Origin of the sequence: Paenibacillus hunanensis (assembly GCF_034055775.1) — a bacterium.
In the GTDB taxonomy this organism is placed as follows: Bacteria; Bacillota; Bacilli; order Paenibacillales; family Paenibacillaceae; genus Saccharibacillus; species Saccharibacillus hunanensis.
The window spans coordinates 2443689-2460698 of sequence record NZ_CP139194.1 but is presented as its reverse complement, the minus strand read 5'-3'; the positions used below and the strand labels follow the sequence as shown (position 1 = coordinate 2460698).

The 17010-nt window shown below is 48.6% G+C and carries 8 protein-coding genes and 1 other annotated feature; of the genes, 2 read left to right on the top strand and 6 right to left on the bottom strand.

The features are described from left to right. Window positions 1-97: 97 nt before the first annotated feature. The 4 genes from SK066_RS10030 to SK066_RS10015 form a co-directional block, all read right to left on the bottom strand. Window positions 98-3706: a glycosyl hydrolase gene (locus tag SK066_RS10030; RefSeq protein WP_320544540.1), complete on the bottom strand. Its 3609-nt coding sequence runs from the start codon at window positions 3704-3706 to the stop codon at window positions 98-100. A gap of 2 nt (window positions 3707-3708) precedes the next feature. Continuing rightward, window positions 3709-6582, bottom strand: a complete 2874-nt coding sequence (locus SK066_RS10025) for a glycoside hydrolase family 2 protein (protein WP_320544539.1) — start codon at window positions 6580-6582, stop codon at window positions 3709-3711. 165 nt (window positions 6583-6747) lie between these two features. After that, window positions 6748-10347 (bottom strand): chitobiase/beta-hexosaminidase C-terminal domain-containing protein, encoded by a 3600-nt coding sequence (locus tag SK066_RS10020; protein WP_320544538.1) that lies wholly within the window; start codon window positions 10345-10347, stop codon window positions 6748-6750. Window positions 10348-10771: 424 nt separating this feature from the next. Next, window positions 10772-11662 (bottom strand): LysR family transcriptional regulator, encoded by an 891-nt coding sequence (locus tag SK066_RS10015; RefSeq protein WP_320544537.1) that lies wholly within the window; start codon window positions 11660-11662, stop codon window positions 10772-10774. A 137-nt stretch (window positions 11663-11799) separates the two neighbouring features. Between SK066_RS10015 and SK066_RS10010 the strand changes: the two genes are divergently transcribed. Both SK066_RS10010 and SK066_RS10005 read left to right on the top strand, forming a co-directional pair. Further along, window positions 11800-12318, top strand: a complete 519-nt coding sequence (locus SK066_RS10010; protein WP_320544536.1) for an HPP family protein — start codon at window positions 11800-11802, stop codon at window positions 12316-12318. Between the two features lie 341 nt (window positions 12319-12659). Continuing rightward, window positions 12660-12897: a binding site (T-box leader), on the top strand. Between the two features lie 101 nt (window positions 12898-12998). After that, window positions 12999-14177 (top strand): aminotransferase class I/II-fold pyridoxal phosphate-dependent enzyme, encoded by a 1179-nt coding sequence (locus tag SK066_RS10005; RefSeq protein ID WP_188775530.1) that lies wholly within the window; start codon window positions 12999-13001, stop codon window positions 14175-14177. 482 nt (window positions 14178-14659) lie between these two features. Here the strand turns inward: SK066_RS10005 and SK066_RS10000 are convergent, their stop codons facing one another. Together SK066_RS10000 and SK066_RS09995 are read right to left on the bottom strand one after the other, a co-directional pair. After that, a complete protein-coding gene (locus tag SK066_RS10000) occupies window positions 14660-15721 on the bottom strand; it encodes a M42 family metallopeptidase (RefSeq protein WP_320544848.1) in 1062 nt (353 codons plus the stop codon). A 118-nt stretch (window positions 15722-15839) separates the two neighbouring features. Further along, a complete protein-coding gene (locus SK066_RS09995) occupies window positions 15840-17009 on the bottom strand; it encodes a saccharopine dehydrogenase family protein (RefSeq protein ID WP_320544535.1) in 1170 nt (389 codons plus the stop codon). Between the last annotated feature and the right edge of the window lies 1 nt (window position 17010).

The window sequence follows — 17010 nt, the reverse complement described above, 5'->3', positions numbered from 1 at the left end:
TCTTGAGTTCTGGTGTTTTGATGTTTTAGTATTCTTGAGTTCTTGCATTTTAATGATCTTCCTCATCTCCATGATGCTAAACCTCACTCTAGAACGGCTAACTAGAGCGAATAACAAGCTGCGGCTCGCTTGCCAGACCGAATCGTACCATGCAATATCGATCCACATAGATCGAATCGCCATCAAAGTTACCATCTGTCCAGCTCGGCTGGTCGGTGAAGCTATCCGGGCCCACCATCGTCAGTTCTCCACGCACATGATGATGCGGCCCGAGCAGATTACGGCAGCTGGATAATAGCTCAATCGTAAGCTCATTTTCGCCTTGTTGGAGCCAATCGGTAATATCCGCTTCATAAGGCGCCCACATCCAGGTTGAGCATTCCTGACCATTCATGAATACACGCGATAGTACCGCATGCGGACGCTCGCATACTAGCCATACACGCTCATGGGGCTGTAGCTCCGTAACGAGCAAAGGGCGTGTTAACTGTACATTGCCTGCATAAAATAGTAATCCCTCTGTAGTCAAATCGCCCGTACGCGCGGTGTCCTGAGGCTCTAGCAATTGGAAAGGCCCCTCTGTATAGATCGCATCCACTCCTTCGTACGTATATTCCGTCATACTTTGAACAGCGAAATGACCAAGAATATAGATGCTTTCCAACTCGGTATCATAAAATAGCTTGTTTCCTTCGGACTCGAATGCCGCCGCTCTCGCTGCTGCCTCATACGTCGCTTCCGAATTAGCAAAATGCCCTGCAAGCACGATTCGGTTCTGTCCTTCATGCAATAAACCACGAATGTCCAGCTTACGGAAGGCGATATCACGCCACCAGCCTAGCTCCTGCTGCTCCAGCGGCTGATCATTGATCGATATCTTATAGCGCTGCGGTTCCTCCAGAGCTAGAAACATCTCCCTTTGCAAATAATCGCCAGCTGCTGCTTCTACGGTAAACTCCAGCTCCACATCTACCGGATGCCCTATTTTGATCAAATGCTGCTGTACGAAAATAATCGGCTCCGGTGCAGACCACTCGCCATCTGCAATCCGCCAGCGACAACGATCCAGTGTGATACTGTTCGGATCACTGAGTTTAACCGCCCAATCCTGTGCAGGCATCATCACCGCTGATGACGGCGCGGCAGAAGTAGTGGAGCCATGCAAGCCGCTCACGATACCGGTTGCTTGGTCGTCTGTGGAACGATTCGCTTGTACATGCTGCTGAATTGGCGAATTAGATTCATGTTCACTCCATGAAGTCGATTGCGATTCATGTTGAGCCTCGCGTACTTCTGTTGAATCGATGGATCTATGTTCTGCTGGAGAAGTCGCTTCACTGACACGTAGCATGTACGATTGCGCAGGTGCAAAGTCCAGCTCGATGTGTAGCTGTTCTTGCGCATTCAAAAGAATATTAAGCGGCTGGATCGTTCCATTTTCTAGATTAATATAATCGACTTGAGCTTGATTGCCATCTCCGAACGAGCTAAGCTCGAATATTGCATGATATCCCTGCTCTCGGTCTGTATTCACAATATAGACCAGTCGATCAGGCTGCATGTTTAGTGTGTCTGAGCTTACTCCCACTTCTGCTACTATATTTTCATTTTCCAGTGAAGCAGGATGACGCTGATCGGCTTGCTCAGCGGAAGCGACTTGAACCGTATGAATACGGCTGAGTAACGGGGATTGCGTGACAGGATTAAGCTCTATTAGCGCTGTCGGCTCTGTCAAATTCGCTATTGCTTTTGAACGTTCCGAACTGTATTCGATCTGATGCAGTATAATAGAGGCGGGCACATGCTCCCGCACATATTGCTGTACCGCAGATAGCTCCAAAGGCAGACATGGCGTGCGCAGCTCTAGCTCGCTCAGTCGCTCATCCGGTTTGCCATCTACCATTTCTGGTAAGGCGCCCAGCGCAAGAATCCGCCCTCCTTGCTCGCTAAAACGCAGGAGTAATTCTAGTGTAGTCGAGCCGATCGTGAGCATTGGCGGCAAAATGACTGTTCCATAGGCTGCCTGTCCGATTACAAGCTGCTTACCTTCGATACGTCCATGATGCTCGATAATACTTTCTGAGCCATAATCATGTCCATAATGCAGAGCGCCCAGCCATTCGCTAATCTGTACAAAATCCTGATTAATCCGCTCACCACGCTCTACACCAAGCTGCGTTCCCCTTGCGATCGCTTCATCTGCCCCTTCTACAGGATGCGTATACACCAGCCAGGATGAACGAATCGGATGCAGCAGTAAAATATCCGCTTCGACCGTACTCTCCGCCATCAGCATCGATAACCGTCCAAAATAATCATTAAACTGATGATACTGACTCCACCACGGCTGCTGATAATACAGTGAAGGTGGGTAATCCCGCTTACGAATCCCACGCAGGCTATACCCTTGTAGATGCTGACACATGAGATTAATCCCATGCACATATTGCCATTCGGCAATCCATTTCAGATCGGCAAACGATACATTCCAGCCGCTACAGCCGAAGGTTTCGGATAATACAAACTTCTGTCCCAGCTGATGTGCGACCGAGCTTACCTGCTTCGGTGTGATCGGATTATCGATAAATCGTCCCAGCCAATCGATACCTGGCACCTGCATATACTCATATGAAGCCATCGCATCCCCAACTGCACCCGTCTGTGCAGTCAGATGATCCTCACATACGACATGCCCGGTCAGACGAATATTCTTCTCCTGACACCAGTCCCCGATCTGCTGCATAAATGATTGTGAAAATAGCTGCGTCGCCAGCTGCCAGAACCGATAGCGAATCTCCTCATGACCGGTTCCTTCCAAAAACAATAGCGGCAAATCCTGCAACAGATCCATACCGTATGCTTCCTGATAACGCTGCTGTAAGGTAAATGACCACGGCACCTGATTACGTCCATATTGCGGCTCATCTGTGAAGATACCTGCAACCGCCTGTCCAAAATGCTCGGCAAACCGATCCGCATAACGCTCATACGTCGATTCGATAAAAGCGCGCACCACGTTCGCATCCAATGTATCGATATAATATGGATTAATATCATAGTAAAGACGCAGCTCCGCTACATGTCGCTGCTCGGAAGGGAGCTGTACATAATGTCCGTCCTGCCAGCGATACCATGCGATCGTGCTGAAGTCTTCGTCAGCGCTGGGATTTACTCCAGAATTCACTTCTTTTGTCTGCAACCGCTCCAGCTTGAGCCATTTTTGCTGATAATCCAATCCAAGTGCAGGCACCACACCATCTGCGAAGCCGCTCGGCCAGCCATTTTCGTCATAGCACCATACTCGCATGCCTAGCTTATGACCCTCATCAATACCCGCGGCAATGCAGTCCATCCATTCATCGCCCATGTACGGCGTTTCCAGACCAGCGCGAGCGTGCATAATGTAGCCGCCCAGACCTGCCTGCTTCATCTCTCGTACCTGTCGCCGAATCTCCTCCGGCTCCATCCGATCATTCCACGACCAGAATGGAATGGCGCGATATTCTGCTAGTGGATCAAGTAAGCGATCATACAGCTCTGCCGCATATAAGCGATCTGTATCCATCCTACGCGGATTACGATCTCGCTGCTCAACATGAGCAGAGGAGACCGATGAATGAATTTGGAATACAGGGCGATCATGGCTACGTGTCTGCTCCTGTGATGGCTCTGTATGAGTATGACCTGTTGTCGTTCGGTGTTCCATACTTATTCCTCCTTCTGGTGATGAAGCGGATGTGCATTCGCTTTTGAAGCTATAACAGGCTCGTGAGCAGTAACCGGATTGTTCGTATAGTTGCCGAGCGATGCTCCTGCATTCCATGCCCTTACTTGCAGATCATCAAGCGAACGCACCTGAACGATTCGCTCTTCGCCTGCATCGAGCCAGTAAAATTGCTGTTTAGCCAGTGCGTAGTTCTGTGGTGTACTACCAGTATGATATAGCTCAACAGCTACAGCAGGCTGATCGCCACGGTTGGCTACACGGACAGCGTATGGATAACGCTCACTCTCAGCTTCGGACACTGGATCTGGATACTCCTGCTTATTAGCGCGCGAATGAGCATCGGTCAACGGTGTCCATTGTAGCTCTGTACGTGGCAAATCGAACAATACCCCTGGACGAGCGTCAAAATTCAGCCAGTAAAAGGTGCGATAAGCTAAGTCCTCTCCGTTATACAGCTCCGATACGATCAATACAGGGGAATCTTCCAGCGCATAGCCTTGCAGTTCCAGCTCACCCAGCTTACGGGATTGTGGAGCTGCTTGCGATGCTTCAACTTCACCCGTAGTTCCGTCAGACGCTCCTTCCCAGGTGTGATGCATCATCTCCCGTAGACTGGCATCGTATACACGTACATTTGCCTTCCAAGCTTGCCCATTGCATACACCCTGCTCATCGACCAGATATACAGGTAGGTGCTGCGCCTGCTCAGGGCTATTCAGCTGCTTGAACAATACATATACTGCCAGTGGAGCATAAGCGTCTGCTGTAAAATAATGCGATGGCTTAGGGACGCCATACCAATCAATTGTTGACCATGATACACCGGGATACACATCATTTAGCTTATAGGTCACAACTCCCGTCTGCTGCGGCCAGTGACAACGAGCGCTTTCCATCTTATGTCGTAGCGATACAATCTGCGCCAGCTGTGTGCCAATAGCAAAGCTCTCTAACGAATCGCACGGTATAAATGAACCTGCGAACTCCGACAGAATACGCATCTCATCTCGTGTATCAAACGCAGGTAAATGCGCATAAAAGCTTTCACCTACAGGTGGCGGCCATATCTGTTGCTCCTCAATCGGCATATATCGCTGCATCGATTCCATCGTTGGCGCAGATGCGAGACCAAATTCACTTAGTAGTCGATCCTCTAGCCCTGCATAATAGTCAAAGCTATACGCAGGTGTCCAGCCATTCCATACGATGTGATCATGCGTGCTACCACCCAGCGGATCGGTACGGTGAAATGGACGTGTGTCATCCATCTCAATCGCCAGTCTGCCCATCATTCGCATGGCTTCATGATCGAGCTCACTGCTCGTCTCGTTACCGCCACACCACATGACAAGTGAGGGACGGTTACGCAGACGAAGTGTATTACGCCGCACCGTTTCCTCCAGCGCTGCACGTGGCTGATTCGCATGACTGCCCCAGCAGGTCGGCCATTCCTGCATAATCATAATGCCCAGTCGATCACACCAATCATAGAAATCATCAGTTTCTGGAATACCGCCACCCCATGCACGCATAAAATTTACATGCTGCTCAGCAGCCAGCCCGAGGAAATGGGCATACCGCTCACGCCGAAAATCCATCAATGCATCCAGTGTGCACCAGCCTGTTCCTTTCGCAAATACAGGCACGCCGTTGACAGCAAACGTCCATTTATACTCATCCGATTTCACCCCTTCGGCAAAAGGCTGCATCTCGATATGTCGAATGCCAAATGTCGTTTCGATGCGACTGACCATAGAGGTTGTCTGTTGCACGGCAACGGAGGATATAGCTTGTTCAGCTCGCACACATGCAAGCGTTAGACGATAGAGCGCCTGCTCACCCATATCCAGCGGCCACCACAGCTGAGGCTCGGGGATAGTCAGCTCCATCCGTACCGTATATTTTCCGCTATCCGTGGAGGTGAGGGAATTAGCATCAGATGATTGCCATTCGAAAAAAAGCGCTTTGGATGCGTTTGAATGTTGGCTTGGAGCTTGTGCAATCTTCCCCTTTCCCTGCTCTAGCTCAATCCAGCCATACACACGATCGCCAGCTAGCGGCATTTCAGCTAATTCAAAGGTCAGCTCCACTCGTCCTGCATGAGCATCGTCGACGCTATGCACAGCGATAAATGGATGAAGTACATGCTGCTGAGGTAAAGCTTCCAATCGTACACTTTGCCAGATGCCGACCGCAGGCAGATTCACATAATGCCAGCCATAGTTGCAGTTGAACACAATCGCTGAATGCCATACATTCCACTCATTACCGAGTGGCGCAGGATGAACCTTCACGATTATCGTATTCTGCTGCTGTAATTGTGCTGCCACCTCATATTCAGGGCCGCCAAATGAGCCCTCATGGGTTCCCAGCTTATGCCCGTTCAGCCACACCTCACAGCTTGGAGACACACCGTCAAAAATAAGTCGACCACGCTTCCATGCCTCAGGGTCATCCAGAGTAAATGTATATTTATGCCACCACGTACGGTGACTATATTCCTTAGCTAATGCAGCATGGGTACCAAAGGACGGATCTGCTAATTGTCCAACAGCGACCAGTGCCTGATGAATGCTGCCTGGCACCTGTGCAGCTATCGCATCATGCCATTCACCATGCAGACGATCTGCATCAGCCCCCTCCTCGGCAAGCTGCCATGTACCATCCAGGTTCATTCGTAATGCTGAATCCTGTTCGCCAATCTGTGTTGCTTGATGCCGTTTTACTTCATCGCCGCCTATAATCGTTGTTGATACCGACGTAATAGGAAGCTCCCATGGTGTAAACTGTGGCGCAAAATCTTGACGATCCTGATCATCCTTGCTGAATATATGATTCGCTGTATATTGTTTCATCTCGTTCCCCTCTCTCATGGGTGAAGGCCAGAAGCAGAATGACCTTACACGACAATCGCCGTATTGGTCTGCTCCTGGCCCATCCCTGTTGATGCTATACATGTCATCATTCATGTACGCATCATTTGTACGTGTTCCTATCGTTCAGGCTAGAATAAGACGCTCTTATTGAGCCGTCAGCTTCACATCATCGATAAATGCAGTATTATCACCTGTCGTTGATGTCGCTGCAAAGCGGATCGTATGCTGACCAGCGGTTACGGTAAACGCACTCGTTGTATAGCTGGTATAGATGCCGGAGTTAGGTGCAAACGTACCGACCTTATTACTGTCCACATACACATCAAAGGTTTGCGTACCGCCTAGATTGGTACGTTTCGCACCCTTAAAGCTCAGCTTATACGTGCCTGCTGCCATCGTGAGCTGCTGTTGAATCGAACCATTGACACCATTGTCGGTTTTCAAATAAGCGGTCTGTGTTCCTTCAGGTGCATTGGCTGCTGGAGCAAATACGCTACCATTGCCCTGAATACCGGCACGACTGTCGAATACCCAGTCGCTGGTGAATGGGCCGACTCTTGTTTTCGTTGAGCTGCTGGAGGCGATCGCTGGTGTTTCAAAGCCACCGTTTTTCAGCTCACCTGTCACTGGAGGCTCTGGATCAGGCGTGCTGGATGCCTCGCGAATGATCATGCTATCCAAAAATGCAGTATGATCACCTGTATTCGAGGTCGCTACGAATTTGACGTTATGCTTGCCCGCAGTGACCGTAAAGGCGTTGGTCGTCAGCGTTGTATATGAGCTGGACTGTGGAGCAAAGCTGCCTACCTTCTGGCTATCTACATACACGTCAAAGGTTTGAATACCATAGCCGCTACGTGTAGCTCCCTGGAAGCTTAGCTTGTATGTGCCTGCCGGGAAGTTCAGCTGCTGAGACATAGTGCCGTTAATACCACCGTCTGTTTTCAAATAGGCTGTCTGCTGTCCCGAAGGCGCAGTAGCCGCTCCAAACGCACTACCATTGCGCTGCACACCGGAACGAGAGTCAAACACCCAGCCATTTGTAAACGGCCCTGGCTTGATCGAGCTTGTTTCTGGCTTTTCAAAATCAGTGTTAAAGATCGTCACTACCGGTACTTCGTTCGGAATCGTCGTTGTATAGAAGCAACGCTTCGCTGCATTTGGCGCTGGATCGCCGCCGAATACTTCATCCGTACAGAGCGCACCGTCGGTCAGCTTTTTGTATTTGAAAATGCCGTCTGCACCGTAGGCAACCATCGCCTGTCCGTTAAAGGAGCAGGTCTTGCTCTCATACGCACAGAACTGGTAGCCATCTGGCCCAATCGATTGATCCAGCGTTTTGTACAAGCCCGAGGTTACGCCAGAATTAGTAAGCCCCGACTTGATTGCAATCGCCTTCAGCATCCGTGTACCGCCATTAGGTAAAATGACCGAATTGCTGTACAGGGTAGACGACGCCGTTGGTGTTGTGCCATCCAGCGTGTAGCGAATCTGCGCACCCGCAGTTGCACTTTCGATAAATACCGCTTCTGCGGAATTATAAATGCCTGGTGTCAGGCTAAACGTTGGTGCATCCACGCGAGTGTCTACATGACGTGGAATGACTTTAATCAGCGCGATTCCATATGCACCTGGAGCTGTGCTGCTTGTCGCACGAATCGCGACCATTCGCTCTGTCGACACATCCGGTGCAGTATACAGGCCATTGCTTGTGATCGTGCCGTTATTACTGCCCAGCACCGTCCATGTCACATTCGTTGCAGCCAGTGTATACGTGGATTCGGTGACGCTCTCTGCTTCGGTCGCAGATGCTTCCTCGCTGCTTGGAGCGGATTGCTCTGTAGCCGATGTTTGATCTGCAACCGCGGTGCCTTTTTCCTTATCGGTATCCACTTTAGCATCAGACGAAGTAGTCGATTCGTCTGGTGCTTGCGTGTTCGCTGTCGCTTGATCAGTCGTTGCCTGCTCTGTAGCTGTTGCCTCACTTGAAGCGGCGACTGCGTTCGCAGTGGAATCACCCGACTTGCTGACTGACGACGCTGTGACAGTACTTGTCACCTGTTCGCTTGCCGATAAAGCGGCCACCGCCTGCTCATCTGCATTGCTTCTAGTGCCTTCAGCTGTCGATGATTTCATCGTTTCACTAGATGTGGAATCCGAATCAGTCTCTGTACCATACGTATCCTCAGTTACCGCAGCTACGCTTGTGTTTCCATAGGTGGCGTCAATCGTATTCGCTTGTAGCTGCAACGTTTGACCCCCTGTTACTGTTTTTTCGATCGGTGTCACTTCAACCTGTGTTTGTGGCTTAGCGCTTGTATAAATGGAGAAGTGGTAGCCTGTATCGGTGCTATTATCGATAAATGATTTTTGTGCAGCGAATGTGTTTTCTACTACCGGCAGGGTTGCCTGTGCATTCGGCTGTACGCTATCCCGATACGTCATTTTGTAAAAGGTTTTGTTGATACTGGTGTTACCGAAGTCAATCGTGAGCTGCTGTGCGCTATCACCCTTCGACTCCACCAGTACGGTGTAGTTGCCATCCGCTCCACGGAACGCGGAAGCACGCACATCGCTTGCCCCACCTGTGTTCACTTTCAGTACCTGACTGTGCTCCGGAATGTAGCGATTCAGGAAGCCAGCGGAATAATACGTTTTACGTGGATCACGATCCAGCGGCAAGGAATGCCACATCGTATACGTACCATTCGTATCTCCATCTGGATCGCTTGACCATGCGCCATTCATCTGCCACATGAGCGCACCGCGCAAGCCATCATTCGCGGCACGAATGACCGAGTTGGCAAAGCCGGCATTCCAGTTGCTAGCATCATCATCTGCCCAGCCAAATTCCGTCATCACGACAGGCTTGGAGCCTGCTGCGGCATGACGATCGGAGATCACATTGCCCAGACCATCGTAGCTAGTGCCATACACGTGGAAGGTATAGGCATCAAATGCACTGTCCGCATTATTTTTCATATATTGCATCCAGTCGAGAGCGCCTGTTTCCTCAGGGCCCCAGATTTCAATGCGATCGCGTAACCCATCTGCTGTGAGACGGTTATGCACCTTCTGTACCATTTGCGCATAGTAAGCCTTCTGGTCAGCCGGGCCTTCAAAATCCCAGCTTCCGTTCGGCTCGTTGTAGAACGTTAAGTATTTGATATTGTTGTATCCGCGCTGGTTCAGTAGTTCATTCAGTGCAGCCGATGCCGATACAGCATATGCATCCAGATCAGCCGGGGCACTTACATAGGGATCTTTTAAGCCAGGAATGTTAAACCAGCTCTGTACCGTGCTGCCCACCTTCCAGCCAAAGTTCAGCTCCACCTCAGTGCCTGCTGTTTTCAGAGCATCCATGTATTTATAAAATGCTTTCATCTTGTCACTATTGAATGTATAGGTGCCTTTCTGTGGCTCCATCCAGTCAATCTGGAACCAGACGCGAGCAACCTTCGGTTGAATTTTCTCGATTCGGTTCGCATCCATCGCCCAGTACGCATCGTTGTATCCATATCGTGTACCGAGCTCCATCAGATTGGTCGGAATAATGTTAACACCGACACCAAGAAAATCGGATTGTACTACCTGACTTGTATCAACCGAGATCGTACGTGATACCGTTGCCGCTTCAGCACGATTCGTGTCCGCACTGCCCCAGGTAAACGCGGGTAGCATAAGCGCAAGCGTCATTACCTGAACGCCCAATGTGCGCCACATCGTTCTGGCTTGTCTGTTCATCGCTTCCTCTCCTTTTCACAGGCAAATTGGTGGAACTGCATAGACTGCAAAGCCGTTGATGCCTTTCCATCATAGGTTAAAGATAGCGCTTACAAATTGAAGAAATCACAGAATTAATTGAAATTTATACAGAAGATGTGGAGCTAGCTTGGTGGTTGAAACTAGTTGGAGTTGAACAATATGAGGATTCACTTGAATTATTCGATTGTTCGGCAGGATCGAGGTTTCGTTTCGGCAGTTTCGATGGAATGATAGACCAATAAGCATACTCCCCTCACCGCATAACCTGCCTGTGCAGAGTATGATGCGAGAGCAGAGTATGCTGCATACACTTGAAAATAATGTCTTTATACATGTAAAAATAACAAGCCAGACACATGTCAATCCAACTGAGTATAGCTGTAAAAATAGTACGTTTCTGTTATCAATAAACCGATACATACCCTCCTTCTTTCTCAAAATAATCCACGATATACTGCTTGAACAACGCCGTATTCGCATTACGCTTTGCGGATGCATGCTCGATCACACCATGCTCAATCCAGATGGGTTCTCCTAGCTCGATCGTCTGTAATCGCCCGGTATCCAGCTCCTGTTTGATAGCACTTTCAGGCATCAGGGCAATGCCTGCACCACCTAGTACAGTCTGCTTGATCATTTCCAGACTCGTGTAGGTGATATTGCGATAATGAGTTTTGCCAAGCTCAGTGAGTCGTTTGTCCGTTAACGATTGATACATACAATGGTTGCCAAAGCCGATCATACGAAGCTCATTGTTCATCATTTCCTCTAATGCGATTGCACTTGAGCATACGAATACGAACTTCTCCTGCACAATCGGCGTATACTTTAGCTTCGCAATATGTGGATGAAAAGGCACAATGCCTACATCCACCTTTTGCTGAAGCACCTCATCTACAATATGCTGCTGAAAAGCCGTGGTAAGCTCGATCTCCAAGCGTGGGTGCTGCTCCAGAAATCCGACCAGCGGCTCCGAGAATTGAGTTACGCAAAAGGACTCCAGCGCTTTGACTTTGATCGTACTACGAATCCCCTGAATTTCATCCTTCATCTCCTGAGCCAGCTTCATGAAGCGATAAGCATACTTAGCAAAAATCTCACCCTGTTCCGTCGGAACGACACCATGAATCATGCGCTCAAATAGTTTGGCTCCAGCCATTTGCTCAACTAGCTGAATATGATTGGTGACCGACGATTGCGAGAATCCGAGAACAGATGAGGCTTTACTAATATTGCGATATTCGTACACCTTCAAAAATGTATAGATATACTTTCCTTCGATTTGACTAAGCATCTATAGATCACTCCATCAGTTTTTTAGATATATTTATTAGTATTATCAATTTTACAGATAGATAAGTCGCTTGTACACTAATCCATAGCAGCATATGTATAAAATATAGGACATGGATGGAAAGGTTGTGCAGTATCATGACATATCTAAAACATTATTTTCGTAAATTTGGTTCGACTTCTCGCTCTCCATTGCTTATTAATGTGTGGCAAGCATGGTGGGCATTCGTGGGTGGAGCGATTGCTATTTTAGCACTGGGAGCTTTATCAGCTAGCATGGATGCGGTACTACTCATGGCACCTTTTGGAGCGAGCTGCGTTCTGGCATTCGCTCTGCCGGAGGCACCTCTATCACAACCGAGAAATATCATTGGCGGTCACGTTATTACGACATTATGTGGTCTGCTCATCTCGCATCTATTCGGTTATACGATCTGGTCGCTGGCACTGGGTGTGGGTCTCGGTATTGCTGCTATGATCCTCACCAAAACGACTCACCCACCTGCTGGCGCAAATCCAATCATCGTCATTACTGCGTCAAGCTCCTGGTCATTCCTTTTCACTCCGGTACTTGCCGGTGCTATTGTGATTGTATGTATTACTTTGCTGTACAACAATTTATTTGCTCATAAGAAATATCCTACGTTCTGGGTATGAATAGGAATTGACGTACAATCATACTATTCTTGAAGCTTATCAAGAGCATTATGTATTGCCAAATATAACTTATATACGTCACATTAAAAATTAAGCTCAAATGCTTGATTACCTGTCATCTACATTTCAATCGCGGGAGTCCCGTGCAAGAGCTACTCATTTTCTTTTTTAAAACTCCCTCTTGCAATCCCCAAATTCCTGTATTACAATGAGCCTACGATTTGACCGGTCAAACGAATCGTCATGACAATTCAAATTAAACCACACACCTCCAGCTGATTCATTCAGCTATGACATGTGTAATCATCAAGCAAAGCAAGCCGTAATGACGGCTACGATAAATATATTCGATGACGGGAAAGAGTACGTTACGATTCTGTTCTCCAGAGAGTTGGGTCAGGTGAAAGCCAACGTTCAGAACATAACCGAAGCCATCCCCGAGAAGCAGGCTGAACTAACAGTAGGTGCTGCCGCATTTCCAGCGTTAACGGGAACACGTATTGCTAGATACGTTGCAGAGTGCCGCTTGTATTTGAGGCGGAACCAGGGTGGTAACACGGGCAGAGGCTCGTCCCTTTTACAGGGACGGGTCTTTTTTTGTATCTAAAAGCGGTCGGCATACGATGAAATGAACCACAATCAGAATATAACAGAGCGTTCTACACTAAGGAGGAGCAATGATGAGTTCAATGACAAAGCGCAGTCTGGTTACACCACTTGCACAGGACATGCCACAATCGGGTATTCGCAAATTTTTTGATTATATTTCTGGACGTGAGGATGTGATCTCACTCGGTATCGGAGAACCAGACTTTACCACACCACGGGCTGTGCGCGAGGCTTGTATCCGCGCACTGGAGCAGGGTCGCACCGAGTATACACCTAACGCTGGTTTACTGGAGCTGCGCGAAAGCATCTCCACTTATCTGGAAGACAATTTCCGCGTCAATTATGATCCTGTGCATGAGATGATGGTCACAATCGGTAGCAGTGAAGCACTTGATCTGGCTCTACGTGTTCTGATTGAGGAAGGCGATGAAATTCTCGTCCCTGCTCCCTGTTATGTATCCTATTCACCGATTACCGGACTATGCAGCGGCAAGACGGTTGAAGTGGAAACGACAGCTGCGAACAGCTTCAAGCTAACGGCTGAGCAGCTCGAAGCTAGCATTACACCACGCTCCAAGCTATTGATCTTGAACTATCCGAGCAATCCGACAGGTGCAGTGATGACGTATGAGGACTGGCTCCCTATCGCTAAAATCGTAGAAAAGTATAATCTATTTGTTTTATCCGATGAAATCTACGGTGAGCTGACCTACGGCAGCAAGCATGTAAGCTTTGCTGCAATGCCGGGTATGAAGGATCGCACCTTGCTAATCAGCGGATTCTCCAAAGCCTTCGCTATGACGGGCTGGCGCATTGGCTATGCATGTGGGCCAGAAGAGGTCATCGCACCGATGCTCAAAATCCATCAATATACGATCATGTGCGCACCGATTCTCGGACAAATCGCTGCACTGGAATCGCTCAAGCCTCATGGGATCGAAGCGAAGGATATGATGATGGACTCGTACAACTCACGCAGACAAATGTTTGTGAGCGGCTTATGTCAGGCAGGTTTCCCCTGTCACGAGCCGAAGGGTGCATTTTACGCATTCCCTTCTATCGCACATACGGGGTTAACGTCGGAGCAGTTCGCTGAGCGGCTGCTAGAGGAAACGAGTGTTTTGACGGTGCCGGGTACTGCTTTTGGTAAAGGGGGCGAAGGGTTTATTCGGTGCTCTTATGCAACGTCTCCGGCAAAGCTGGAAGTGGCGCTGGAGCGGATGGCTGGTTTTATGAAACAATTCGGCTGAGATAGGAGTAATTCACTCCGGGAAGGAATAAGGGGACGGGCTCCGGTATCGCGCAGGAATCTACGAAAGAAGAGTCAATGTAGATTCCCGCGCCTACGAAGGGTAAGATATTTTGCTTAGCAAAAATCACTTTCTATTGAACTACGTGTTAGGAAATCACTAACACTGCAAGTCGCCCTTTCCCCTTATTTCCTTCCCGCAGTGAAGTGCTGCTTATATCATGCCTTGGGGGAGAACCGTAATAACAATAAAACAATACTCTCTCTATGTCATAAGCAGTATTCTAATGTACACTTTTATTTTGTTTCGATTTTTAATTTTCGATAACTATAGCAAATAAGCCCTTCCGTATCTTCGTGATCAACTCCAGCGTACTATAGCTGAACGTGGCAATTACGAGGATCGAGAGGGCTTATTTTTTACTTCCTATTAAATAGTGTATCTGTTATATCGTTACCTTTTGTAGCTATTTTCAGCCTTCATCAACCAAACAGTTCATTCATCTTGTCTTGATCCAGCTTTTTGATGACATTTACTAATAAGGTAGCGGCTTCGTCAAAATCTTTTTTCGCCATAATTGCGTTATGCGTATGGATATAGCGCGTAGCGAATCCCATCGATAGGGTTGGGCAGCCTGTACCATGTAAATGGAATTTACCTGCGTCTGTGCCGCCGCCCGTGACGGTAGCAACCTGAATGTCCATACCTAGCTCTTCTGCTGTATCCATGACGAGATCACGTAGTCCGCTGTGTGGGATCATCGTTGCATCGAGCAGCAGTATGAGTGGGCCGCCGCCTACGTTGGATGGGCTTTCGGCTTCGACGCCTGGGATATCGTTAGCAATACCTACATCCAGAGCAAAAGCGATATCGGGCTGTACCAGGTTCGCAACAGTGGTCGCACCACGCAGACCGACTTCCTCCTGCACGGTTGCACCAGCATATAGCACGTTTGGATGCTGTTCTTCTTGCAGACGCTTGAGCACCTCTACTGCCAATGCGCAGCCAGCGCGGTTGTCGAGTGCTTTACCTACCCACAGCTCGTCATCGCGCATCGTTGTGAATTCTGAGATCGGTACGATCCAGTCGCCCGGGCGTACACCCATCGCTTTGGCATCATCTGCATCGCGTGCGCCGATGTCGATATACATCTGCTTGAGCTTCACGACCTTCTCACGCTCTGCTGCTTCCATACCATGTGGTGGCTTGGAGCCAACGATACCGACATAATCACCCTTGCGCGTTTTGACACGTACACGCTGGGACATGACCGAATGTGGCCACCAGCCGCCTAGTTGTTCAAAACGAAGAAAGCCCTTCGGTGTAATGCTTGTCACGAGAAAGCCGATTTCATCCAGATGACCCGCGATCAATACGCGCGGTCCCTGCTCATTACCGACCTTTTTACCGATAATGCTGCCGAGACGATCCTTCATCAATTCGTCGGATAATGGGTTTAAATACTCGGCCATTTTATCGCGTACCGAACGCTCGAAGCCAGACACGCCATCGCTTTCGGTAAGCTCTTTCATCATTAATGTCATATCATCCACAATAATCTCTCCTCTGCTCTACTACTGACCATAGGTTAATTAAATATTATAGTGATTGTAAGCTAGATTGAGAGTATTAGCAATTGTATATATAAAACGATACGTATTTTTATTCATCCAGTCCGTTCATTCGCAACGCTAATCTTTGCTGTAGATCGGTTTTAACAGTCAACCAGTCCAACAATTCTTCTATGTGCAAAATTCCATAGGAAGAATCAGATGAACGTTGTAACAACCGCTCTGCTGATAAAGCGGCAATCTCAGCTGTGGCAGCGGATTGATTATGTCCATTGAGCACACAGGACAGTCGAACAGGCTTACCACGACGTATTCCTGTTGCGTCGACACGGATTGCATACTGATCACTTCCAACATGAATACTGCTAAGTAACGCAGTGATCACCTTTTTCACAAATGGAATAGACATCAGGCGAAATATGCCAATTCGTTGCATCACCGCAAGCCACCTTGTCAGTGCGACCGAATCGAAACCAAGACGAGTCGATACGGACGGTACAGCAAGCGTATGTGCCAATGTCTGTTGATCTGAAAAAGGGAAGCGATATACGTATTTGTGTGCCCGGTTACGGGATCTTTTGCTATCATTTCCTTTCAATTCAGCGGTTGGATCATCGTCATCATCACACAGCATCGATACCACTCGTCCATCGGTCAGACTCTTCACATATACAGGCGTGCCGTCTTCCATAATTGTAAACCGGGTTGCAAGCTGATCCACTGTCCAACGAATCGCGGCCTGTCCATGTCGTTCACCCAGACCAAGCATAATGGAAATATCCAGTTGCTCTGTAACATCCAACCGTCGATGTAGCTCAGCTGCGAGCAGGTTGGTTAGACCCGGTGCTAACCCAACGCTGAGTAATATGATGGGAGAACGCTGTGCATGTGAAGACGAAGCAACCGAATCCCTGCTCAACTGCTCAATCCGCTGTAAAAATTCGCCGTTCGCTGTGATATCGATATAGTCAATGCCTTGCTCCAGACAATAAGCTACAAGCGTTGTTTCTGTCAGATCAAGACACATGATGATGAGACGAGCAGCGGATAGATCAGGCCATCGTTCGGAAGACATCCTGACATCCCATTGAAGTGGCTCCACTTCACCGTCCATTGATGCGCTGCATGCTTTGGCAGACTCTTCATTACGACCAGCTACAACTATATTGTACGATCTGGCTAGATCAGATCGCAGCAAGCGACGACAAATACGCTGTCCTACTGTTCCATAACCACCAACAATAATAATCTGATCACGCATG